Here is a 21,203-nt window from a genome sequence, read left to right on the forward strand (position 1 = left end):
AGGGGGCGACGGCCCGTTATGGACCCGTAGCCGGGCTGCCCGCCGCCGGGCCGGTCCGGCACGGTAGCGTCGACCTTGCCATGGAACTTGCCTACATTCCCAGCCCGTCGCGCGGGGTGCTGTACCTCGGGCCCATTCCGCTGCGCGGCTACGCGTTCTGCATCATCATCGGTGTCTTCGTTGCCGTCTGGCTCGGCAACAAGCGATGGATCGCCCGCGGCGGGAGGGCCGGCACGGTCGCCGACATCGCTGTCTGGGCGGTGCCGTTCGGCCTGATCGGCGGCCGGCTGTACCACGTGATCACGGACTACCAGCTGTACTTCAGCGAGGGCCGTGACTGGGTGGACGCCTTCAAGATCTGGGAGGGCGGTCTCGGCATCTGGGGCGCGATCGCGCTCGGCGCGCTGGGCGCGTGGATCGGCTGCCGCCGCCGCGGCATCCCGCTGCCCGCCTACGCCGACGCCATCGCCCCCGGCATCGCCTTCGCCCAGGCGATCGGCCGCTGGGGCAACTGGTTCAACCAGGAGCTGTACGGGCGGGAGACCGACCTGCCGTGGGCGCTGCACATCACGTCCACCGCGGACGGCCGGATGCCCGGGTACTACCACCCGACGTTCCTGTACGAGTCGCTGTGGTGCGTGGGTGTGGCCCTGCTGGTGATCTGGGCCGACCGGCGCTTCAAGCTGGGCCATGGCCGGGCCTTCGCGCTGTACGTCGCCGCCTACTGCGCGGGCCGGTTCTGGATCGAGTACATGCGCGTCGACGACGCCCACGAGATCCTGGGCCTGCGGCTGAACAACTGGACCGCGCTGCTCGTCTTCCTGCTCGCCGTGGTCTACCTCGTGGTGTCGGCGAAGAAGCGGCCGGGCCGCGAGGAGGTCGTGGAGCCGGGTGCCTCCGACGGCTCCGCTGCGTCGGACTCCGCCGGTGACGAGGCCGGGTCCGGGGAAGAGGCGGCGGACGCGGTGTCGGACCAGGACAAGGGCGAGGGCGAGGGCAAGGACCGGGGCGAGGCTGACGGCGAGGCCGAGAAGAAGGCCGGCGCCGAGGTCCGGGACAAGGCCGACGGCGAGGCTGGTGACGCGGTCGGCGAGAAGGCCGGGGACGGGGCCGGGTCGGCCAAGAAGTCCTGACGGCGGTACGGCGGTCACGCATACGGCGGCGAGGGCGCCCGGAGGTCTTCCGGGCGCCCTCGCCGTGTCAGTCCCCCCGCTCAGCGGCCCCTCGCTCAGCGGGCCCTCGGCCGGGTCAGCGGCGGTTGCCCAGGGTCAGGATCCGCTGGGCCGCCGCCACCACCGCCGCGTCGACGAAGGTGCCGTCCTCCAGGGCCTGCGCCCCGGCCTCCCGGGCCGCCGCCTTCACCACCGCCTCCGCGTGTTCCAGCTCCTGGCGGGTGGGGAGGTAGGCCCGTTCGATCACCGGGAGCTGGCGGGGGTGGAGGGCCGCGCGGCCCAGGAAGCCCAGGGCGCGGCCGTGGGCGCAGGAGGCGGCCAGGCCGTCCAGGTCCCGGATGTCGGGGTGGACGGACTGGGCCGGGGGCGGCAGCCCCGCCGCGCGGGCGGCGACGATCACGCGCGAGCGCGGCCAGTCGAGGCCCGCGTCGCCCCGCATCCCCAGGTCGGCCCGGAGGTCGGCCTCGCCCAGGGCGATACCGCGCAGGGCCGGGTGGGCGGCGGCGATCGCGTGGGCGCGTTCGATGGCGAGGGCCGATTCGAGCAGGGCGTACAGGGCGGGGGCGCCGCCCTCGGCGGGTGCCGTGTGCTCGGCGGTCCGCACGATCTGCTCCGGCGCGGTCACCTTCGGCAGGCGCAGTCCGGACACCCCCGGCAGACCGGCCAGCGCGCGCAGGTCGGCCGCCGCGAGCGGGCCGTCGAGCGCGTTGACGCGGACGTGCACCGGGACCGGCTGCTGCTCGGCGAGGAGGTCGGCGGTGGCCGCGCGGGCGTACTCCTTGCGGTCCGGGGCGACCGCGTCCTCCAGGTCGACGATCACCACGTCCGCGCCGCAGGTGAGGGCCTTGGCGACCGTCGCCGGTCGGTCGCCGGGGACGTAGAGCCAGGTCAGCGGGATCACAGCGCGCCCTCCTGGCGCAGCGCGGCCAGCTCGTCCGGGGTGAGGCCCGCCTCGGTGAGGACCGTCTCGGTGTCCGCGCCGTGCGGGCGGCCGGCCCAGCGGATCGCGCCGGGGGTCGCGGAGAGCCGGAAGAGCACGTTCTGCATGCGCAGCGGGCCGAGTTCGGGGTCGTCGACGGTGGTGATGGTGTCGAGGGCCGCGTACTGCGGGTCGGTCATCACGTCCCGTACGTCCTGGATGGGGGCGACCGCGGCCTCCGCCTTCTCGAAGGCCTCCAGGACCTCGGCGCGGGTGTGCCGGGCGATCCAGGAGCCGACCGCCTCGTCCAGGACGTCGCTGTGCCGGGCGCGGTCGGCGCCGGTGGCGAACCAGGGTTCCTCGATCAGGTCCGGGCGGCCGACCAGGTGCATCACGCGTTCGGCGATCGAGTTGGCGGAGGTGGAGACGGCGACCCAGGTGCCGTCGGCGGTGCGGTAGGTGTTGCGCGGGGCGTTGTTCTGGGAGCGGTTGCCGGTGCGGGGCTGCACGTGGCCCAGCTGGTCGTACCAGAGGGGGTGCGGGCCGAGGACCGTCAGGATGGGCTCGATGAGCGCCATGTCGACGACCTGGCCCTCGCCGGTGCGGTCGCGGGCGGCGAGCGCGGTCAGCACGGCGTACGCCGTCGCGAGCCCGGCGATCGAGTCGGCGAGGCCGAACGGCGGCAGCGTCGGGGGCGCGTCCGGCTCGCCGGTGATCGCGGCGAAGCCGCTCATCGCCTCGGCGAGGGTGCCGAAGCCGGGGCGGCGGGCGTACGGGCCGAACTGGCCGAAGCCGGTGACCCGGGCCAGCACCAGGCGGGGGTTGGCGGCGGACAATTCCGGCCAGCCGAGGTCCCATTTCTCCAGGGTGCCGGGGCGGAAGTTCTCGATGATCACGTCGGCGCCGGCGGCGAGCCGCAGGAGGGTGGTGCGGCCGCCGGGCGTGGACAGATCGAGGGTGATCGTGCGCTTGTTGCGGCCGAGCATCTTCCACCACAGGCCCACGCCGTCCTTCGACGGGCCGTGGCCACGGGACGGGTCGGGCCGCAGCGGGTGCTCGACCTTGATCACGTCCGCGCCGAAGTCGCCGAGCAGGGTGGCGGCGAGCGGGCCGGCGAACAGGGTGGCGATGTCGAGGACGCGCAGCCCGGTCAGCGGGGGCGCCGGGGGAGGCGGAGCCTGGGTCATGGGCGCATCGCCTCCTGGAGGGTGAGCTGGGCCAGGATGTCGAAGCCGGTGCCGTCGAAACCGGTGAGGGAGGTGGCCAGGCGGTTCTTCAGCGGGGCCGTCCAGCGCTCGGGCAGGGCGTCCGGGGAACCGGCGAGGAGACCGGCGACGCTGCCGGCCGTGGCGCCGGATGAGTCGGTGTCCCAGCCGCCGGAGACCGCGCGGCAGATCGAGCCGGTGAAGTCGCCGTCGGCGTGGGTGAGCGCGGCGGCGATCAGAGCGGTGTTGGGGACGGCGTGCACCCAGTGGTGGCCGGCGGCGTGGGTGGCGTGGAGTTCGTCCACGACCGTGTCGAAGTCCTCGTGCAGGGTGGCGAGTTCGATGGCGTGCCGGACCGCCCGGGCCAGCCGGGAGCCGGGCGGGACCACGGTGAGGCCGGTGCGCAGGCAGTCGTGGACGTCGTGGGTCCCGGTGGCGGCGCGGGCGAGGACGGCGGCGGTGAACATGGCCGCGTAGACGCCGTTGGCGGTGTGGGTGAGGGTGGCGTCGCGGTGGGCCTGGGCGGCGGCGCGGGCCGGGTCGCCGGGGTTGGTCCAGCCGTGCGCGTCCGCGCGGATCAGGGCGCCGATCCACTCGCGGAACGGGTTGCGGTGACGGGCCGTGCGCGGAGGTTCCAGACCGCACAGCAGGTTGCGGTAGGCGACGCGTTCGGCGGTGAAGGTCCGGCCCGCGGGGAGTTCGTCGAGCCAGAGGGCGGCGACGTCGTCGGTGGTGAAGTCCCGGCCGTGGCGGCGCAGCAGGAGCAGGTTGAGCAGGGGGTAGTTGAGGTCGTCGTCCTCGGGCATGCCGTCGATGTTCTCGGCGAGGGAGGTGGCGGCCGAGCGGCGGTTCCAGGGGTATCTGGCGGCGAGGTCGGCGGGCAGGCCGCGGGCGGTGAAGTACGTGGTGAGCGGCCAGTTGCCGGTGGCGCGGGCCAGCTGGCGGATGCCGTCGAGGGGCACTTTCTCCACGGGCTTGCCGAGCAGGCAGCCCACGGCCCGGCCGAGCCAGGCGGCGTGCAGGCGGGGGAGGAGGTCCGGCGGGGGAGCGGGGGCGGCCGGGGCGGACGGCCAGTCGGGGCACAGGGCGACGATCCGGTCCAGGTCCGTCGGTTCCCGGTCCGCCAGGGAGCTGGGCAGGTCGGCGAGTTCGTCGAGCAGGTCCTCGGCGAGCAGCCGCAGATAGCGGGAGCACGGCTGCGGGGAGGCACCGGCGCGGGCGGGGGCCTCGCAGCCTCCGGCCGCCTTCCAGCGCTCGGCGATCGCCGACGGTTCACGGCCGTCCTGGGCGGCCTGGATGAGTTCGTGGCCGAGCAGGTCCTCGGGCTGGACCCAGGTCAGTCGGAGCATCCGGTGCCTCCCAGCGCGGCGAACGCCTCCTCGTGGGCGCGGCGGCGCCGTACGTCACGGGCGAAGATCTCCCGGGCCACCTCGGTGAGGACGCGGGCCGGTTCGTCGAGGTCGAGGCGGCTGGCCTCCGCGACGGTCTTCGCCCAGTCCTCCGGGACCGGCGAGCCGAGGGCGCCGGCCAGCGCGCCGGCCATGGTGGCGATGGAGTCGCAGTCGCGGCCGTAGTTGACCGAGCCGAGCACCGCGTGCCGGTAGTCGCCGCCCGAGACCAGCAACATGCCGAGCGCGACCGGCAGTTCCTCGATCGCGTGCAGCCGGGAGGGGCGGCGGGCGCCCAGCGAGGGGGCGCGGTAGTCGGGGCCGACCGTGTCGTACGGGGCGACCGCCTCGCGCAACGGGCCCAGCGCCGACTCGAAGTCGCGGTGGCGGGCGGCCGTTTCACAGACCCGCTCGATCGCCGCGCGGGTGCCGTCCTTCGCCAGGGACAGGCAGGCGTCCACCACCGAGTCCGGGGTCGCGCCGGGGGCGCACGCCGCGGCCACCGCCGCCGCGAACACTCCGGCCGCCTCCCTGCCGTACGACGACTGGTGGGCGCCCGCGATGTCCAGCGCCTCGGCGTACGCGCCCGCCGGGTGGGCCGCGTTGACCAGGCCGACCGGGGCCATGTACATCGCCGCCCCGCAGTTGACGATGTTTCCGGTGCCGGCCTCGCGGGGGTCGACATGGCCGTAGTGGATGCGGGCCACGAGCCACTTCTCCGCGAGGAAGACGCGGTGCAACGGCAGTGCCTCCGCCTCGAGTTCGGGGATCCAGCGCGGGGTCGTCATCAGATCCGGGACCAGGTGGTCGGCGATCGCGTAGGCGTCCAGGTGGTCGCGGACGCGGGCGTAGACCCGGACCAGGGCGTGGGTCATGAGGGTGTCGTCGGTGACGTGGCCGTCGCCCTTGTGGTACGGGGCGATGGGGCGGGCGGTGCGCCAGGCGTCGCCGTTCCAGGGGCCGACGATGCCGTGGACACGGCCGCCGTGGCGTTCGAGGATCTGGTCGGGGGAGTAGCCCTCCACGGGGCCGCCGAGGGCGTCGCCGACGGCGGCGCCGACCAGGGCGCCGGTGATCCGGTCGGCCAGGGACTCGGCGCGGGTTTCTCTCCCTGGGCTGTGGGCTCCTCGGTCTCGTTCTTGTCGGGGTCGTTCTCCGTGGATTTGGTCTCCGCGGATCTTTTCTCCCCGGTTTTGTTCTTCTTTGGGGCTCATGCCCCGAATCATCCTCCTGGTGGGGTCGGTTGTGTGGCTTCCAGGAGCTCGGCGAGTTCCACCAGGTCGGTCCCGGTGAGGCGGGGGAGCACGCAGCCGGGGAGGGTGCGGCAGGCGTCCCGCCAGGACGCGGGGACGGCCGCGCCGCCGCCCAGCGCGCCGGTGAGGGCGCCCGCGAGGGCCGGGGCCGAGTCGGCGACCCGGGAGAGGCAGGCCGCCGCCGGGATCGCCTCGGCGATCCGGCCGTGGGCGGCGACGGCGAGCGCGAGGGCCACGGGGACGGTTTCGGCGGCGGCGATGCCGTAGCTGTAGACGTGGTCGACGATCTGGTGCTCGAGGAGGGGGATCAGGGCGAAGGCGCTGTCCGCGTCCGCCGCCAGGCGCAGGGCGTGGCGGGCGTTGCGGCCGATCTCCGTCTCCTCCGGCAGCTCGGCGAGGGCCGCCGCCGCACAGGCGTCCGGGTCGGCGCCGGACAGGGCGAGCGCCACCGCGGCGGCCATCGCGCGGGCGCCGTGCACGCCGTCGCCGTCCTGGGTGTAGCGGGCGTCGAACTCGGCGAGGTCGGCGGCGGCCTTCGGGTCGCCGGGGTGGGCGACCGCGAGGACGCAGGCGCGGACGCAGGCCGCGTCGTCGAAGTAGTGCGGGTTGTCGTGGCCGGTGGCGGGTGGGCGCAGGCCCGCGGCGAGGTTGCCGAGGCCCGCGCGGACGGAGATGCGGGCGCGCAGGGGGAGGACGGCGGACTCGATCTCGGGGGCGCGTTCGGCTGCCGCCGCGACCTCGCTCGCCACGGCGTTCCAGGTGAGGTCGATCGCGGCGCGCATGCGGCGGTCCCGGCTGAGGTCGCCGAGGGCGGTGTCGTCGCCGGCCCGCAGGACCGCTTCCGCGGCGAACACCGCCCACTCGGCGTCGTCGGAGGGGCCGAGGCGGAGGGGTTCCGGGGGCTGGTTCAGGGCGATGGGGACGGGGAGGGTGGTGGTGGCGTTGTGCTCGGCGAAGGTGTCCAGTTCGCGGGTGAGGCGGCGGGTCCAGTCGGGCATGCGGGCGGCGCGGTGGCGGGCTGCGGGCCAGCCGGCGGCGTCGCCTGCGGCGAGGCCGAGGAGGAGGCCTTCGATTCGGGTTTGGGTGCGGGGGCGGGGGCGCGTGTGGGTGCGGGTGTGGGGGCGGTGTCGTTCGGCCTCGGCTTCGCCTTCGGCCGGGGTGTCGTTCCCGCCGGCACCACCCGTTTCTCCATCGTTGTCGGGTGCGGGTGGCCCCAGTGGGTGTTCCTCGCCGTCGGCGGCCGGCGGGTTGGGGGTGGGTGGGGGTGTCGGGGGTTCCTCTCGGTCGTCGGGTGCGGGTGGCCCCTGTGGGGCGTTCTCGCCGTCGGCGGCCGGCGGGTTGGGGGTGGGTGGTGCCTGTAGGGGGTGCTCGCCGTCGGCTGGTGGTTCCGGCGAGGCATCTTCGGGGGCCGCGGGTGGGTCCAAGGCTGTGGTTGTGGGGGCGGCGGTGTCCCAGGGGGACGGGGGTGGGGTCATGATGTGGCCTTCCTGGTCAGCAGGTCCGCCACGTCCAGGACATGGTGGCCGGCCATCGAGGGCAGGCAGGTGCCTCGGGCGGGGCCGATGGCCGAGGCCCAGTCGGCGGGGATGGCGGACGCGCCCTGGGTCGCGCCGGCCAGGGCGCCGGCGACCGCGGCCGTGGTGTCGGCGTCGCGGCCCATGTTGACGGCGGTCAGGACCGCCTCCTTGAAGTCGCCGTCGGCGGCGGCGTACGCGCCGAAGGCCAGGGCGACCGCCTCGGGGGCGAGGTCGGTCCACGGGTAGCCGCCGATGACGACGGCGGAGCGGACCGCGCGCTCGCCCCGGTGGGCGACGGTCACCGCGCGGCGCAGGGAGCGGGCCGTCCAGGAGTCGTCCGGGACGACGGCGAGAGCGGAGGCGACGACCGCGATGGGTGAGGCGCCCGCCATGGCCGCGGCGACGCCCGCCGCGACCGCCTGGCCGCCGTAGATGCCCTCGCCGTCGTGGCTGACCGAGCCGTCGATCGCGACGAGGCGGGCGGCCTCCGCGGGGCGGCCCGCGGCGAAGACGCCGAAGGGTGCCGCCCGCATGGCGAGGCCGTCGCTCCAGGCGTGCCGGTGCTGGGCGGAGATGGGGGCGGCGAGGCCGCGGCGCAGGTTCTCCAGGGTGCCGCGCTCGCTGAAGCCCGCGCCCCGGAAGGGGCCCTCCGCGCGGTCGGCGATCCACTCGTGCCAGGCGGCCTCGACATGGGCCGGGGTGAGCGCGGAGCCGTGCCGGGCCAGGAGGAGGCCCGAGAAGATCGCGTACTCGGTGTCGTCCGTGCCGGCCGGGGTGTCGGTGACGTAGCCCGTGATACGGCCCCAGCGGGCGCGGATCTCGGACGGCTTCATGTTCTCGGCGGGGGCTCCCAGCGCGTCCCCGACGGCCAGACCGAGCAGCGTGCCGCGTGCCCGTTCGCGCAGTGCGGCGGCGTCGCCGGGCGCCGGGGCCGAGGGAATGCAGGCGGTCGATGCCATGCGGGCCTCTCCTCTCGGGGGGCGCCGCAGGACGGCGCGAGCCCTTTGCGGAACTGTCCCCCGGCGCGGCGCGCCGCGCAGCCTCAGCGGCCTCAGCGTCACCCGGTCGACATATGTGCATGACGGCGCCCGGATGAGCGAGAAAGGGTAAAACCGCAGGTTAGCCCAGCCTTTCCTTGCTGGCGGGGAGGAATGTCGCGGCGTAGTCTGAGTGTTGTCGAAAAGTAGAAGCTGTCCAAAGAAGCTTTTTCTGGGGGACCGTCATGGCCATCATCGAGACCGAGGCGACGCTGCACGAGGCGCACCGGGACAACCACACGCACCGGGATGTGAACGGCGGCTGGCTGCGCCCGGCGGTCTTCGGCGCGATGGACGGACTGGTCTCCAACCTCGCCCTGATGACCGGTGTCGCGGGCGGCAGCGCGAGCCAGCACGCGGTCGTGCTGAGCGGGCTCGCGGGCCTCGCCGCGGGCGCCTTCTCGATGGCCGCCGGCGAGTACACCTCCGTGGCCTCCCAGCGCGAGCTGGTCGAGGCCGAGCTGGACGTGGAGCGGCGGGAGCTGCGCCGCCACCCCCAGGACGAGGAGGCGGAGCTGGCCGCGCTGTACGTGTCGCGCGGTGTCGATCCCGACCTCGCGCGGGACGTGGCGCGGCAGCTGTCCCGCGACCCCGAGCAGGCGCTGGAGATCCACGCCCGCGAGGAGCTGGGCATCGACCCCGCCGACCTGCCGTCGCCGCTGGTCGCCGCGGTGTCGAGCTTCGGCTCGTTCGCGCTGGGCGCCCTGCTGCCCGTACTGCCGTATCTGCTCGGGGCGAGCGCCCTGTGGCCGGCCGTGCTGCTGGCGCTGCTCGGGCTCTTCCTGTGCGGCGCGGTGGTGGCCAAGGTGACCGCGCGGAGCTGGTGGTTCAGCGGTTTGCGCCAGCTTGCCCTGGGTGGTGCCGCGGCCGGTGTGACGTACGCCCTGGGCATGGCGTTCGGTGTGGCCGTAGGATGACGCGGCTGGAACTTATGCGATGGGCCGCATAAGTAGCCGTTACTCGCTGGTTTCGACTGCATGACCAGTGGGCATGAGCCGTAAGCGCTGTGGGCAATGAGGCCTGCGGCGCGTCCGCGGGGCGAGCGACGCTGCTCCTCCCGCCCGGGCCGCCGGACATCGATCTGTCCGCATCGGTCCCCTTTGCTTCCGCCGCCGAAGCGGCACCCGCCGCGACCGCGGCGTCCGCATGCTGGAACGGAGTATCCGGTTCCCGAGAACCGCTCCATCATGTAACCTGCACGAAATTTTGATCTCATCGCAGATCTCGCAGAGGGCCAACGTCGTCCCTCGGCAGCTCCCCCAGCGCCCTTCGGGCCTGGAGGTACCACCAGCCACATGACGACGACGGGAGAGCCGATGCGTACGCCGCGCCAGCCGTCCCAGCACTCCGCGAATGGCCAGAACTGGTCGTTCATGGATGCTCGCCCTGCTGCGCAGGGTATGTACGACCCCCGCAACGAGCACGACGCCTGCGGCGTCGGCTTCGTCGCCACCCTCACCGGCGAGGCGTCCCACACCCTGGTCGAGCAGGCCCTCACGGTCCTGCGCAACCTCGAACACCGCGGTGCCACCGGCTCCGAGCCGGACTCCGGTGACGGCGCGGGCATCCTCTCCCAGGTTCCGGACGCCTTCTTCCGCGAGGTGGCCGAATTCCAGCTCCCCGAGGCCGGTGCCTACGCTGTCGGCATCGCCTTCCTGCCGGAGGACGGCACCACCGACGCCGTCTCACACATCGAGACGATCGCCGGTGAGGAGGGCCTGACGGTCCTCGGCTGGCGCGAGGTCCCGGTCGCCCCCGACCTGCTCGGCGCCACCGCCCGCTCGACCATGCCGGTCTTCCGCCAGCTCTTCGTCGCCGACGGGCAGTCGAAGGACATCGACCTCGACCGCAAGGCGTTCGTGCTGCGCAAGCGCGCCGAGCGCGAGGCCGGCGTCTACTTCCCGTCGCTGTCCGCGCGGACCATCGTCTACAAGGGCATGCTGACCACCGGTCAGCTGGAGCCCTTCTTCCCGGACCTGTCCGACCGCCGCTTCGCCTCCGCGATCGCGCTCGTGCACTCCCGGTTCTCCACGAACACCTTCCCGTCGTGGCCGCTCGCGCACCCCTACCGGTTCGTCGCGCACAACGGTGAGATCAACACCGTCAAGGGCAACCGCAACTGGATGGTCGCCCGCGAGTCCCAGCTGGTCTCCGACCTGTTCGGCGACAAGGACCTCGACCGCGTCTTCCCGGTGTGCACCCCGGACGCCTCCGACTCCGCGTCCTTCGACGAGGTCCTCGAACTCCTGCACCTCGGCGGCCGTTCGCTGCCGCACTCCGTGCTGATGATGATCCCGGAGGCGTGGGAGAACCACGACTCCATGGACCCGGCCCGGCGCGCCTTCTACCAGTACCACTCCACGATGATGGAGCCCTGGGACGGCCCCGCCTGCGTCTGTTTCACCGACGGCACCCAGGTCGGCGCCGTGCTCGACCGCAACGGCCTGCGCCCCGGCCGCTACTGGGTCACCGACGACGGCCTCGTCGTCCTCGGCTCCGAGGTCGGCGTCCTCGACATCGACCCGGCCAAGGTCGTCCGCAAGGGCCGCCTCCAGCCCGGCAAGATGTTCCTCGTCGACACCGCCGAGCACCGCATCATCGAGGACGACGAGATCAAGGCCCAGCTCGCGGCGGAGAAGCCGTACGCCGAGTGGCTCGAGGCCGGCGAGATCGAGCTGAGCGACCTGCCCGAGCGTGAGCACATCGTGCACACCCACGCCTCGGTCACCCGCCGCCAGCAGACCTTCGGCTACACCGAGGAGGAGCTGCGCGTCATCCTGGCCCCCATGGCCAAGACCGGCGCCGAGCCGATCGGTTCGATGGGCACCGACTCGCCGATCGCCGCCCTCTCCGAGCGCCCCCGGCTGCTCTTCGACTACTTCACCCAGCTCTTCGCGCAGGTCACCAACCCGCCGCTGGATGCGATCCGCGAGGAACTGGTCACCTCGCTGCGCTCCTCGCTGGGCCCGCAGGGCAACCTGCTGGAGCCGACCGCGGCCTCCTGCCGTTCCGTCGTCCTGCCCTTCCCGGTCATCGACAACGACGAGCTGGCCAAGCTCATCCACATCAACGCCGACGGCGACATGCCCGGCTTCAAGGCCGCGACCCTGTCCGGCCTGTACCGGGTGCACGGCGGCGGCGAGGCGCTGGCCGCGCGGATCGAGGAGATCTGCGCCGAGGCCGACGCCGCCATCGAGAACGGCGCCCGCCTGATCGTCCTGTCGGACCGCCACTCCGACGCCGAGCACGCGCCGATCCCGTCGCTGCTGCTCACCGCGGCCGTCCACCACCACCTCATCCGCACCAAGCAGCGCACCCAGGTGGGCCTGCTGGTCGAGGCCGGCGACGTCCGCGAGGTCCACCACGTCGCCCTGCTCATCGGCTACGGCGCCGCCGCGGTCAACCCGTACCTGGCCATGGAGTCGGTCGAGGACCTGCTGCGCGCGGGCACCTTCATCAACGGCCTGGAGCCCGAGCAGGCCATCAAGAACCTGATCAAGGCGCTCGGCAAGGGCGTGCTGAAGGTCATGTCCAAGATGGGCATCTCGACCGTCGCCTCCTACCGCGGCGCCCAGGTCTTCGAGGCCGTCGGCCTCGACGAGAACTTCGTCGAGAAGTACTTCAACGGCACCGCCACCAAGATCGGCGGCGTCGGCATCGACGTCATCGCCCAGGAGGTCGCCGCCCGCCACGCCAAGGCCTACCCGGCCTCCGGCATCGCTCCCGCGCACCGCGCGCTGGAGATCGGCGGCGAGTACCAGTGGCGCCGCGAGGGCGAGCCGCACCTGTTCGACCCGGAGACGGTCTTCCGCCTCCAGCACTCCACGCGCACCGGCCGCTACGACATCTTCAAGAAGTACACCGAGCGCGTGAACGAGCAGTCCGAGCGCCTGATGACGCTGCGCGGCCTGTTCGGCTTCAAGTCGGACCGGGGGCCGATCCCGATCGAGGAGGTCGAGCCGGTCTCCGAGATCGTCAAGCGGTTCTCGACCGGCGCGATGTCGTACGGCTCCATCTCCAAGGAGGCGCACGAGACCCTCGCCATCGCCATGAACCAGCTGGGCGGCAAGTCCAACACCGGTGAGGGCGGCGAGGACCCGGAGCGCCTGTACGACCCGGCGCGCCGGTCCAGCATCAAGCAGGTGGCCTCCGGCCGCTTCGGTGTCACCTCCGAGTACCTGGTCAACGCCGACGACATCCAGATCAAGATGGCCCAGGGCGCCAAGCCCGGCGAGGGCGGCCAGCTGCCCGGCCACAAGGTCTACCCGTGGGTGGCCAAGACCCGTCACTCCACACCGGGTGTCGGCCTGATCTCCCCGCCGCCGCACCACGACATCTACTCCATCGAGGACCTGGCCCAGCTGATCCACGACCTGAAGAACGCGAACCCTCAGGCGCGGATTCACGTCAAGCTGGTCTCCGAGGTCGGCGTCGGCACGGTCGCGGCGGGTGTGTCCAAGGCGCACGCGGACGTCGTGCTGATCTCCGGCCACGACGGCGGCACCGGCGCCTCCCCGCTCACCTCGCTGAAGCACGCGGGCGGCCCCTGGGAGCTGGGCCTCGCCGAGACCCAGCAGACGCTGCTGCTCAACGGCCTGCGCGACCGCATCGTCGTGCAGACCGACGGCCAGCTGAAGACCGGCCGTGACGTCGTCATCGCCGCGCTGCTCGGCGCCGAGGAGTTCGGTTTCGCGACCGCGCCGCTCGTCGTCTCCGGCTGCGTCATGATGCGCGTCTGCCACCTGGACACCTGCCCGGTCGGCATCGCCACCCAGAACCCGACCCTGCGGGACCGGTTCACCGGCAAGGCCGAGTACGTCGTCAACTTCTTCCAGTACATCGCGCAGGAGGTCCGCGAGCTCCTCGCCGAGCTGGGCTTCCGCTCCATCGAGGAGGCCGTCGGCCACGCCGAGGTCCTCGACGTCACCCGCGCGGTGAACCACTGGAAGGCGCAGGGCCTGGACCTCGAGCCGCTGTTCCACGTGCCCGAGCTGCCCGAGGGCGCGGTCCGCCACGCCCTGGTCGCGCAGGACCACGGCCTGGAGAAGGCGCTCGACAACGAGCTGATCAAGCTGGCCGCGGACGCGCTCGCCGCGAACGACGCCAGCGAGGCCCAGCCGGTGCGCGCCCAGGTCGCCATCCGCAACATCAACCGCACGGTCGGCACCATGCTCGGCCACGAGGTGACGAAGAAGTTCGGCGGCGCGGGCCTGCCCGACGACACCATCGACATCACCTTCACCGGCTCGGCCGGCCAGTCCTTCGGCGCCTTCGTGCCGCGCGGCATCACGCTGCGCCTGGAGGGCGACGCCAACGACTACGTCGGCAAGGGTCTCTCCGGCGGCCGGATCGTCGTCCGCCCGGACCGCGGCGCCGACCACCTCGCCGAGTACAGCGTCATCGCCGGCAACACCATCGGCTACGGCGCCACCAGCGGCGAGATGTTCCTGCGCGGCAAGGTCGGCGAGCGCTTCTGCGTCCGCAACTCCGGCGCGCTGGTCGTCTCCGAGGGCGTGGGCGACCACGGCTGCGAGTACATGACCGGCGGTCACGCGGTCGTCCTCGGCGAGACGGGCCGCAACTTCGCGGCCGGCATGTCCGGCGGTGTCGCCTACGTCATCGACCTGGACCGCGACAACGTCAACGTCGGCAACCTGGACTCCGTCGAGGCGCTGGGCGAGGCCGACAAGCAGTGGCTGCACGACGTGGTGCGCCGCCACCACGAGGAGACGGGCTCGACCGTCGCCGAGAAGCTGCTCGCGGACTGGGACGCCGCCGCCGAGCGCTTCAGCAAGATCATCCCCCGCACGTACAAGGCAGTGCTCGCCGCCAAGGACGCCGCCGAGCGAGCCGGTCTCTCCGAGTCCGAGATCACCGAGAAGATGATGGAGGCGGCGATCAATGGCTGACCCGAAGGGCTTTCTGAACCACGGCCGCGAGGTCGCCAAGTCCCGCCCGGTCGAGGAGCGCGTCAAGGACTGGAACGAGGTCTACGTCCCCGGCTCGCTGCTGCCGATCATCAGCAAGCAGGCCAGCCGGTGCATGGACTGCGGCATCCCGTTCTGCCACAACGGCTGTCCGCTGGGGAACCTGATCCCCGAGTGGAACGACTACGCCTACCGCGAGGACTGGCAGGCGGCCTCGGAGCGGCTGCACGCGACGAACAACTTCCCGGAGTTCACGGGCCGCCTGTGCCCCGCTCCGTGTGAGTCGGCGTGTGTGCTGGGCATCAACCAGCCGCCGGTCACCATCAAGAACGTCGAGGTCTCGATCATCGACAAGGCGTGGGAGACCGGGGACGTCGCCCCGCAGATCCCCGAGCGCCTGTCCGGCAAGACCGTCGCCGTCGTCGGCTCCGGCCCGGCCGGCCTGGCCGCCGCCCAGCAGCTCACCCGGGCCGGTCACACGGTCGCCGTCTACGAGCGCGCGGACCGTATCGGAGGCCTCCTCCGCTACGGCATCCCCGAGTTCAAGATGGAGAAGCGGCACATCAACCGCCGTATCGAGCAGATGCGCGCGGAGGGCACCCGCTTCCGCACCGGCATCGAGATCGGCCGCGACCTCAAGGCGACCGACCTGAAGAAGCGGTACGACGCGGTCGTCCTGGCCGTCGGCGCCACCACCGCGCGTGACCTGCCGGTGCCGGGCCGTGAGCTCAAGGGCATCTACCAGGCCATGGAGTACCTGCCGCTGGCCAACAAGGTGCAGGAGGGCGACTTCGTGGCGCCCCCGATCACGGCCGAGGGCAAGCACGTCGTGGTCATCGGTGGCGGCGACACCGGCGCGGACTGCGTCGGCACCGCCCACCGCCAGGGCGCGGCCTCGGTGACGCAGCTGGAGATCATGCCCCGCCCCAACGAGGAGCGGAACCCGGTCTCCCAGCCGTGGCCGACCTTCCCGATGCTGTACAAGGTCACCTCCGCGCACGAGGAGGGCGGCGAGCGGGTCTACTCCGTCTCGACCACCCACTTCGAGGGCGACGAGGACGGCAACGTACAGTGGCTGCACCTGGTCGAGGTGGAGTTCGTCGACGGGAAGCTGACCCAGAAGCCGGGCACGGAGCGCAAGATCCCCGCCCAGCTGGTGACGCTGGCCATGGGCTTCACCGGCACGGACCGTGAGAACGGTCTGGTGGAGCAGTTCGGCCTGGAGCTCGACGAGCGCGGCAACATCGCCCGCGACGCCGACTTCCAGACCAACGTCCCGGGTGTCTTCGTCGCCGGTGACGCGGGCCGCGGTCAGTCGCTCATCGTGTGGGCGATCGCCGAGGGCCGCTCCGCCGCCCGCGGCGTGGACCGGTTCCTGACCGGCGCCAGCGACCTGCCGGCCCCGATCCGCCCGACGGACCGTGCCCTGACGGTCTGACATACGGCCCGCGAGGGCCCACATACGTCCCGTACAACGGCGTACGGAACACAGACGGCGCCTGCCCCCAGTCCCCGACCGGACGATTGGGCAGGCGCCGCCGCTTTGTCCGGACGCGACCGCTTGGGACGCCCGCTCTGTGCGGGCGTGGGATCACAGCCCCGGCAGCTGACTGACCCGGGCGTACGCCAGCAGCAGGAGCAGCGCCAGCAGACCCGCGCAGGCGGCGGCCTGGATCAGGGACCGGCGCGGGCCGCGCGGCACGAAGGCGTACGCCGCGGTGACGGCGGCGCCCGCCAGCAGGCCGCCGAGGTGGCCCTGCCAGGAGGTGAAGCCCGCCGAGATCAGCAGCCAGACGAGCAGCATGACGGTGTCGCGGTTGACGGTGTCCATGTCGCCGCCGAAACGGCGGGCCATGACGTAGTAGGCGGCGCCGAGCCCGAACAGGCCGCCGGAGGCGCCGACGAAGACGGCGAACGGTTCGGCGAGGAGCAGTTCGGCGACCGAACCGCCGAGGATCGCCAGCAGGTACAGGGCCAGGTAGCGGACCCGGCCGAGCTGGGTCTCCAGGACCCGGCCCAGGTGCCACAGCGCGAGCATGTTCATCACGATGTGGGCGATGCCGAACGTGCCCTCGGTGGGCAGCAGATGCAGGAACCCGCTGGTGATCAGCCGGTCCCACTCCCCGGCGACGACGCCTTCGGGCTGGAAGTGTCCGAAGTACGAGCCCTCGTAGTGGTAGTAGCCGCCGTCCGGCCCCACCAGCCGCGCGCCGAGCATCTCGAACCGCTCCTGGAACCCGGGCAACGCCAGCTGGAGCAGATAGGCGAGGACGTTCAGCGCGACCAGGGTGTACGTCACCACGGGCGTGCCGGAGACCCTGCCGCCGACGACCGTGCGGGCCTGCCGCACCGAGCGGGCGCCCTCCTTGACGCACTCCGGGCACTGATGGCCGACGGAGGCCTCGCGCATGCAGTCGGGACAGATGTAACGGTCGCAGCGCACACAGCGGACGTGGCACTCCACCTTGGGGTGGCGGTAGCAGGTCGTGACGGTGGACTCGGGTTCCACGCCGGCTCCTCGGGAGGCTGGGGTCGGACGGTGAGCCGGTGGGGACGGCGGCGATCAAAATAACGAACACCGGTGAGGGGACGGGCAGGTGGGGCGCCCCGCAGGCCGCCGCCGGTCCCGGGACTGCCCCTCGGTGCCGTACGCTCGGCGGCCGGGAACGCCGGTGATCAAGGGGGAGCCGATATGGCCGCGATCAGTCTCGACAAGGTGCGGGAGACCGCGCCCGCGCTCGTGAACCTCTACAAGAGCGCCGGGGTGTCCCTCGCCAAGCACGGCCTGGACGGGCAGCGCGCCGCCGTCTACCTCGTCGTCGACTACTCCGGCTCCATGCGGCCGTACTACAAGGACGGCAGCGTGCAGGCGCTCGCCGACCGGGTGCTCGGGCTGTCCGCGCATCTCGACGACGACGGCCGGGTGCCGGTGGTGTTCTTCTCCACGGACGTCGACGCCGTCACCGACATCGCGCTCGCCGACCACCGGGGCCGCGTCGAGCGGATCGCGGCCGGGCTGGGGCACATGGGCAAGACCAGCTACCACCTGGCCATGGACGCCGTCATCGACCACTACCTGGACAGCGGCGCCGGCGCGCCCGCCCTCGTCGTCTTCCAGACCGACGGCGGCCCCATCAACAAGCTCGCCGCCGAGCGGTTCCTGTGCAAGGCCTCCCGGCTGCCGCTGTTCTGGCAGTTCATCGGCTTCGGCGACCCCGGCAGCCGGCAGTTCGAGTTCCTGCGCAAGCTGGACGAGCTGCCGGTGCCGGAGAAGCGGGCCGTGGACAACGCCGGGTTCTTCCACGCCGGCCAGGACCCGCGTGCGGTGTCCGACGCCGAGCTGTACGACCGTCTCGTGGGAGAGTTCCCGCGGTGGCTGGCGGCGGCGCGGGAGCGGGGGATCGTACGGGCGTGACGGCCGCCGTAACGGTCCAGGGGGATGTCCCCCTCTACGTGTCGCACTCCAGCACCGTCCGGCACAGCGCACACCGCGCCCGCACCCGCCCCCGCACCGGCACCCTGATCCGCTGGTGGCAGGTCGGGCAGGGGAACGACACCCGCAGGGGACCTTCGGCGTCGGGCGTGAACGCGTACGGCACGTCCGGCGCGCCGACGGCGGTGTGCCGGTCCTGGGCGTGCCGCCGGTCGCGGGCGTAGCGGCGGCGGCCCGCCCAGCCGGCCGCCGTCAGCGGCGGCTGCTGCCCGTCCCGGCGGGCCAGGGCCATGCCCTTGGTGTAGGCCGTGTACGCCTGCGGGCTGGTGAACCAGACCGACGGGTCCTCGCCGAAGAGCAGGGCGCGCTTGGCGAGGATGTAACCGAACTCCTCAGGGGTCAGATAGCCGAGCTTCTGGCTGGAGACGCCGTCCTCCCGGTAGGCGTCCAGCAGCAGCCAGCCGGCCCCGAGGTAGGTCGTCGTCGTGTCGGTCAGGATCTCGTTGTCGCGGGTGCCGGGGAAGGACAGGCCGAGGCGGTGCAGATAGACGTGCGTCACCTCGTGCGCCAGGGCCGCGCCGATGTCCCGGCGGTGGGTGCGGAAGCGGTCGTTCAGCTCCACGAAGTACTCGGGTCCGGCGGCGAGTTCCACGTTCGCCGCCTGGGTCATCGCCCGGAAGCCGACGATCAGCCGGGCGTCCGGCAGCCGGAAGTGCCGCACCAGTTCGCGGGCCACCCGCTGGGCGCCGAGGTGGAGGTCGTCGGTGTCGCAGAAGGCCACGTCGGCCGGGAGCACGCTGGTCGCGAAGGTCTGCACGGTGTCGTACGACAGCCGCCGGTACAGCGCGGTGATCGCGGCCCGCACCGTCTCCAGGTGTGGGTAGCCGTGCTCGACCGGTCCGCCGTTCGCCACGCCGACTCCCCAGGACGTCCCGAACCCGGTTTCCACTCTACGAGCAGGGGAGCGGATTTTCGCCCGACGGGTTCCCTCCGGACCGCGTGAGATCCGTCCTTGTCATGCACGCCGACTGATCACATACTGCGAGCCGCCCAACCCCCCACGAAAGGACATACGTTGACCCTTACCTCGACCATCGCCGCCAAGAGAGGCGGCCTGGCGCTGGCGAAGAAGGCCGCCGCGGCCGGTGCCGTCGCTCTCGCGGTCGCCAGCCTCCAGCCGGTCAGCTCCGCGTACGCCGCCGACGCGCGCGTCATCGGCGGAAAGCCCGCCGCGCAGAACGAGTTCCCCTTCATGGTCCACCTCTCGATGGGCTGCGGCGGGGCGCTCTACAAGAAGGACATCGTCCTGACCGCGGCGCACTGCATGGACGGCTCCGGCAACAACAACCGGATCACCGTCACCGCGGGTGTCGCCGATCTGAACTCCTCCGCCGCGATCAAGGTCAAGTCGACCAAGGTCAAGGTGGCGCCCGGCTACGACGGCACGGGCAAGGACTGGGCGCTGATCAAGCTCGCCAAGCCGATCGACAAGCCCACGCTGAAGATCGCCACGACCACGCGCTACAACCGCGGCACGTTCACGATCGCGGGCTGGGGGGACACCCGGGAGGGCGCCGGCACCGGCACGACCAAGCTGCAGAAGGCGACCGTCCCGTTCGTCAGCGACCGCGCGTGCAAGTGGCACTACGGCAACCGGCTGGTGCCGAAGGAGGAACTGTGCGCCGGATACACCTCCGGCGGCATCGACACCTGCCAGGGCGACTCGGGCGGCCCCATGTTCCGCAAGGACGACGCGGGCAAGTGGATCCAGGTCGGCATCGTCAGCTGGGGTGACGGCTGCGCCCGCACCGGTGTGCCCGGTGTCTACACCGAGGTCAGCACCTTCGCCAAGGACATAGCCAAGGCCGCGTCGGCCCTCTGACCCACCCGGCGTGACACGTACGGCGGAGCCGCCCCCAGAGCGCGGCTCCGCCGTACGTCGTCGGCGCGGGGACCTGTCGAAAACCGTTCGGTCCCCGTCCCGCCCCCTGGCAGAATCCGGGCGGTGACCGCCGAACAGCAGCACCCCGAAGCCTCCGCCTCGCCGACGCCGCCGACCTCGCCGACCTTGCGGACCGGAGGCCGGGACGACGCCCTCGAAAAACTCCTCGACGAGCAACTCACCGCCTTCAACGGCGCGGCGAGCGGGGCAGGAACTCCGGAGGACTTCAGCATCCGCCTCGACGACGCCACCGGGGAACCGGTCGGTGGCCTCACCGGCTGGATCTGGGGCACGCTCTGCGCCGTCGATCTCCTCTGGGTACGCGAGGATCTCCGGGGCGCCGGCTGGGGAAGCCGCCTGATGCGCACCGCCGAGGAGGAAGCCACCCGACGCGGCTGCACGGACATGATCGTCTCGACGTACACCTTCCAGGCCCCGGAGTTCTACGAAAAGCTCGGCTTCCGGCAAACCGGCCGCACCCCGGGCGTCCCCGGAGGCCACGCGGACGTCTCGTTCCACAAGACGATCGCCGGCGGGGCGTGACACGATCGAGGGCGTGGAGAGTCCTGATCCCGCGTGGCGCCGTCGCCTTCTGATGGAGGCGCTGACCGTGGTCGCCGCGCCGGCGTCCGCCCAGATCGCCTGGCTCGCGAGACACGGCGTCGTGACGGACGAGATCGCCCTCGACTTCGACCATGGATTCCGGATGGCCGAGCGTCTGGTGGAGGAGGGACACCTCGGCTCCGATGTGCTTCCCGACCTGCGGGTGATCGATTCGGTCTTCGATGAGATGACCCGCGACGAATCGCCGGAGCGGTGGACGGCGGCGGCCCTGATCAGCGACCCGGGGTGGAGCCGGGCCCGGGCGTCGGCCCGACGGGTTCTCGCGCGGGAAGGCGTGGACGCCTCGGCGCTGCCGGACATTTCCGTCGTGCGGTAGCGGAGACCGGCCGACCGGCTCGGACCGGACTTACCCGGGGATTAGGGTGGACCCCCATGACCACCAGCAACACCGGTACCGGTGACGTCGACCCCGCCGTTCGCGAGGAGCTCGCCCGGCTGCGGGACAGCATCGACAACATCGACGCGGCCGTCGTCCACATGCTCGCCGAGCGCTTCAAGTGCACCCAGCAGGTCGGCCGGCTCAAGGCCGTGCACCAGTTGCCGCCCGCCGACCCCGCGCGCGAGGCGCGGCAGATCGCCCGGCTGCGCTCGCTCGCGGAGAGCGCCAAGCTGGACCCCGCGTTCGCCGAGAAGCTGCTGAACTTCATCATCGCCGAGGTGATCCGGCACCACGAGCGCATCGCCGAGGACGCGGTGAACGGCCGGCCGCCGGTCGCTGGTTGATCCGGGCGGAGGTCTCCGCGGCGGGGGAGAGGGGCCGGTCTCCGCGCGGGGGCGGGTCCGCGG

The 21,203-nt window shown here is 72.4% G+C and carries 17 protein-coding genes; 9 read left to right on the top strand and 8 right to left on the bottom strand.

Translation table 11 applies throughout. The features are described from left to right. Window positions 1–80 precede the first annotated feature (80 nt). On the top strand, window positions 81–1,133 hold the full coding sequence (gene lgt, locus ACIG0D_RS19060; protein WP_399802037.1) for a prolipoprotein diacylglyceryl transferase: 1,053 nt from the start codon (window positions 81–83) through the stop codon (window positions 1,131–1,133). A gap of 115 nt (window positions 1,134–1,248) precedes the next feature. Here the strand turns inward: lgt and ACIG0D_RS19065 are convergent, their stop codons facing one another. The 6 genes from ACIG0D_RS19065 to ACIG0D_RS19090 are packed head-to-tail and all read right to left on the bottom strand — an operon-like array spanning window position 1,249 to window position 8,413. Then, a complete protein-coding gene (locus ACIG0D_RS19065) occupies window positions 1,249–2,073 on the bottom strand; it encodes an HpcH/HpaI aldolase/citrate lyase family protein (RefSeq protein ID WP_399802039.1) in 825 nt (274 codons plus the stop codon). Next, on the bottom strand, window positions 2,070–3,278 hold the full coding sequence (locus ACIG0D_RS19070; protein ID WP_399802042.1) for a CaiB/BaiF CoA transferase family protein: 1,209 nt from the start codon (window positions 3,276–3,278) through the stop codon (window positions 2,070–2,072). The genes ACIG0D_RS19065 and ACIG0D_RS19070 overlap by 4 nt, the downstream gene beginning before the upstream one ends. Next, the gene (locus ACIG0D_RS19075) at window positions 3,275–4,645 is read right to left on the bottom strand and encodes an ADP-ribosylglycohydrolase family protein (RefSeq protein ID WP_399802044.1); all 1,371 of its coding nucleotides are present in this window, start codon (window positions 4,643–4,645) and stop codon (window positions 3,275–3,277) included. The genes ACIG0D_RS19070 and ACIG0D_RS19075 overlap by 4 nt, the downstream gene beginning before the upstream one ends. After that, window positions 4,633–5,898: an ADP-ribosylglycohydrolase family protein gene (locus ACIG0D_RS19080; protein ID WP_399802046.1), complete on the bottom strand. Its 1,266-nt coding sequence runs from the start codon at window positions 5,896–5,898 to the stop codon at window positions 4,633–4,635. The genes ACIG0D_RS19075 and ACIG0D_RS19080 overlap by 13 nt, the downstream gene beginning before the upstream one ends. A gap of 8 nt (window positions 5,899–5,906) precedes the next feature. Next, window positions 5,907–7,412, bottom strand: a complete 1,506-nt coding sequence (locus ACIG0D_RS19085; protein ID WP_399802049.1) for an ADP-ribosylglycohydrolase family protein — start codon at window positions 7,410–7,412, stop codon at window positions 5,907–5,909. After that, a complete protein-coding gene (locus tag ACIG0D_RS19090) occupies window positions 7,409–8,413 on the bottom strand; it encodes an ADP-ribosylglycohydrolase family protein (protein WP_399802051.1) in 1,005 nt (334 codons plus the stop codon). Before ACIG0D_RS19090 ends, ACIG0D_RS19085 begins: the two co-directional genes overlap by 4 nt. Window positions 8,414–8,676: 263 nt before the next feature. Between ACIG0D_RS19090 and ACIG0D_RS19095 the strand changes: the two genes are divergently transcribed. The 3 genes from ACIG0D_RS19095 to ACIG0D_RS19105 all read left to right on the top strand — a co-directional run bounded on the left by ACIG0D_RS19095 (window position 8,677) and on the right by ACIG0D_RS19105 (window position 15,856). Next, window positions 8,677–9,408 (top strand): VIT1/CCC1 transporter family protein, encoded by a 732-nt coding sequence (locus tag ACIG0D_RS19095; protein ID WP_399802053.1) that lies wholly within the window; start codon window positions 8,677–8,679, stop codon window positions 9,406–9,408. A 399-nt stretch (window positions 9,409–9,807) separates the two neighbouring features. Further along, window positions 9,808–14,400: a glutamate synthase large subunit gene (gene gltB / locus ACIG0D_RS19100; RefSeq protein WP_399802726.1), complete on the top strand. Its 4,593-nt coding sequence runs from the start codon at window positions 9,808–9,810 to the stop codon at window positions 14,398–14,400. Further along, entirely contained in the window at window positions 14,393–15,856 is a 1,464-nt protein-coding gene (locus ACIG0D_RS19105) for a glutamate synthase subunit beta (protein WP_365758681.1), read from the top strand. Before gltB ends, ACIG0D_RS19105 begins: the two co-directional genes overlap by 8 nt. A 153-nt stretch (window positions 15,857–16,009) precedes the next feature. Here the strand turns inward: ACIG0D_RS19105 and ACIG0D_RS19110 are convergent, their stop codons facing one another. Then, complete coding sequence (locus tag ACIG0D_RS19110) at window positions 16,010–16,927, bottom strand: rhomboid family intramembrane serine protease (RefSeq protein ID WP_399802057.1); 918 nt, start codon at window positions 16,925–16,927, stop codon at window positions 16,010–16,012. 183 nt (window positions 16,928–17,110) lie between these two features. On the opposite strand from ACIG0D_RS19110, the gene ACIG0D_RS19115 reads away from it, so the two are divergent. Further along, window positions 17,111–17,833, top strand: coding sequence for a vWA domain-containing protein (locus ACIG0D_RS19115; protein ID WP_399802060.1), 723 nt, complete (start codon window positions 17,111–17,113; stop codon window positions 17,831–17,833). A gap of 34 nt (window positions 17,834–17,867) precedes the next feature. Here ACIG0D_RS19115 and ACIG0D_RS19120 read toward each other — a convergent pair whose 3' ends face one another. After that, on the bottom strand, window positions 17,868–18,764 hold the full coding sequence (locus ACIG0D_RS19120; protein WP_399802063.1) for a hypothetical protein: 897 nt from the start codon (window positions 18,762–18,764) through the stop codon (window positions 17,868–17,870). Between the two features lie 201 nt (window positions 18,765–18,965). On the opposite strand from ACIG0D_RS19120, the gene ACIG0D_RS19125 reads away from it, so the two are divergent. From ACIG0D_RS19125 to ACIG0D_RS19140, 4 genes are all read left to right on the top strand, one after another. Further along, window positions 18,966–19,733, top strand: coding sequence for a S1 family peptidase (locus ACIG0D_RS19125; protein WP_399802729.1), 768 nt, complete (start codon window positions 18,966–18,968; stop codon window positions 19,731–19,733). A 123-nt stretch (window positions 19,734–19,856) separates the two neighbouring features. Beyond that, window positions 19,857–20,336: a GNAT family N-acetyltransferase gene (locus tag ACIG0D_RS19130; protein WP_399802065.1), complete on the top strand. Its 480-nt coding sequence runs from the start codon at window positions 19,857–19,859 to the stop codon at window positions 20,334–20,336. A 52-nt stretch (window positions 20,337–20,388) separates the two neighbouring features. After that, window positions 20,389–20,733, top strand: a complete 345-nt coding sequence (locus ACIG0D_RS19135) for a hypothetical protein (RefSeq protein ID WP_399802068.1) — start codon at window positions 20,389–20,391, stop codon at window positions 20,731–20,733. A gap of 56 nt (window positions 20,734–20,789) precedes the next feature. Continuing rightward, a complete protein-coding gene (locus tag ACIG0D_RS19140; protein ID WP_399802070.1) occupies window positions 20,790–21,140 on the top strand; it encodes a chorismate mutase in 351 nt (116 codons plus the stop codon). Window positions 21,141–21,203: the final 63 nt, after the last annotated feature.

The organism is Streptomyces sp. NPDC052773 (assembly GCF_044547145.1).
Lineage (GTDB): Bacteria > Actinomycetota > Actinomycetes > Streptomycetales > Streptomycetaceae > Streptomyces.

Bases quoted from the DNA above. Each gene is read 5' to 3' on its own strand.
- lgt (WP_399802037.1), top strand. From the start codon at position 81: ATGGAACTTGCCTACATTCCCAGCCCGTCGCGCGGGGTGCTGTACCTC.
- ACIG0D_RS19070 (WP_399802042.1), bottom strand. From the start codon at position 3,278: ATGACCCAGGCTCCGCCTCCCCCGGCGCCCCCGCTGACCGGGCTGCGC.
- ACIG0D_RS19075 (WP_399802044.1), bottom strand. From the start codon at position 4,645: ATGCTCCGACTGACCTGGGTCCAGCCCGAGGACCTGCTCGGCCACGAA.
- ACIG0D_RS19080 (WP_399802046.1), bottom strand. From the start codon at position 5,898: ATGAGCCCCAAAGAAGAACAAAACCGGGGAGAAAAGATCCGCGGAGAC.
- ACIG0D_RS19085 (WP_399802049.1), bottom strand. From the start codon at position 7,412: ATGACCCCACCCCCGTCCCCCTGGGACACCGCCGCCCCCACAACCACA.
- ACIG0D_RS19090 (WP_399802051.1), bottom strand. From the start codon at position 8,413: ATGGCATCGACCGCCTGCATTCCCTCGGCCCCGGCGCCCGGCGACGCC.
- ACIG0D_RS19095 (WP_399802053.1), top strand. From the start codon at position 8,677: ATGGCCATCATCGAGACCGAGGCGACGCTGCACGAGGCGCACCGGGAC.
- gltB (WP_399802726.1), top strand. From the start codon at position 9,808: ATGCGTACGCCGCGCCAGCCGTCCCAGCACTCCGCGAATGGCCAGAAC.
- ACIG0D_RS19105 (WP_365758681.1), top strand. From the start codon at position 14,393: ATGGCTGACCCGAAGGGCTTTCTGAACCACGGCCGCGAGGTCGCCAAG.
- ACIG0D_RS19115 (WP_399802060.1), top strand. From the start codon at position 17,111: ATGGCCGCGATCAGTCTCGACAAGGTGCGGGAGACCGCGCCCGCGCTC.
- ACIG0D_RS19135 (WP_399802068.1), top strand. From the start codon at position 20,389: ATGGAGGCGCTGACCGTGGTCGCCGCGCCGGCGTCCGCCCAGATCGCC.
- ACIG0D_RS19140 (WP_399802070.1), top strand. From the start codon at position 20,790: ATGACCACCAGCAACACCGGTACCGGTGACGTCGACCCCGCCGTTCGC.